We start from the raw sequence: 1,076 nt of genomic DNA, 5'->3' as shown, positions 1-1,076 counted from the left end.
GGACAGGTAACTATTACAGGTGTCAACGGACAAACCCTGAACTACACAGGAACGGCGTCTGCGCATAATGCAAATGTGTCTGCGAATGGGTCTAATTATGTGAGTGGCATTACTGGATTGAGTAATGGTACTGGCCTGGCGTCAAACTATGTATTGCCAAGTTTGAGTAGCTATTCAGCGAATAATAGTGTGACCATTAGTCAGGCGACAGCATCGATCAACGCTGCTAAGACTTACGATAGCAACACCAGCCTGACACCAGGCCAGGTCAGTATCACGGGCGTCAATGGACAGACCTTAAACTACACCGGCACGGCGGTAGCCAACAACGCTAATGTGGCCGCCAATGCAACAAACTACGTCAGTGGCATCACTGGTTTAAGTGATGGCACTGGTTTAGCATCAAATTACGTTCTGCCAAGTCAAAGCGCCAAGTCTGGCAACAACCAGGCGACGATCAATGCGGTGACTACGGCAGTTAATATCATCGGCAATAGCCAAAGCGGTACCTACAACGCGACACAACAAAGCGTCAATGGTTTCACAGCGACAGGTTTAGTTGGTACTGATACCGCAAGCAATATCACCGGCTTTACCGCCAGCGGTGCCACAGGCACAAATGCCGGCAGCTACGCTAATACGGTCGGCGGCACGAACAGCAACTACAGCAACGTCAGCTACACGAACGGTAGTCTGAACATCGGTCAAGCCACAGCGACAATCAACGCAACGAAGACTTACGACAGCAACACCAGCCTGACGACAGGCCAGGTCAGCATCACCGGTGTCAATGGACAAACCTTGAACTATACCGGCACAGCATTGGCGAACAACGCCAACGTTTCAGCCAATGCGACAAACTACGTCAGTGGTATCACTGGTTTAAGTGACGGCACAGGTTTAGCATCAAATTACGTTCTGCCGAGTCAAAGCGCTAAGTCTGGAAGCAACCAGGCGACGATCAATGCGGTGACTACGGCAGTTAATATCGTCGGTAATAGCCAAAGCGGTACCTACAACGCGACACAACAAAGCGTGAGCGGATTCACAGCCATTGGCTTGGTAGGTACTGATAC

General features: G+C 50.5%; 1 protein-coding gene. It reads left to right on the top strand.

Annotated features, from left to right (window positions below; translation table 11 throughout):
• On the top strand, positions 1 to 1,076 hold a 1,076-nt coding region (locus ACO0K1_RS20190), incomplete at both ends, for a beta strand repeat-containing protein (RefSeq protein WP_423028994.1).

Origin of the sequence: Undibacterium sp. SXout20W, assembly GCF_049340285.1 — a bacterium.
In the GTDB taxonomy this organism is placed as follows: Bacteria; Pseudomonadota; Gammaproteobacteria; order Burkholderiales; family Burkholderiaceae_D; genus Undibacterium.
The sequence above is the reverse complement of the archived record's forward strand: the minus strand, read 5'-3'. Positions and strand labels throughout refer to the sequence as shown.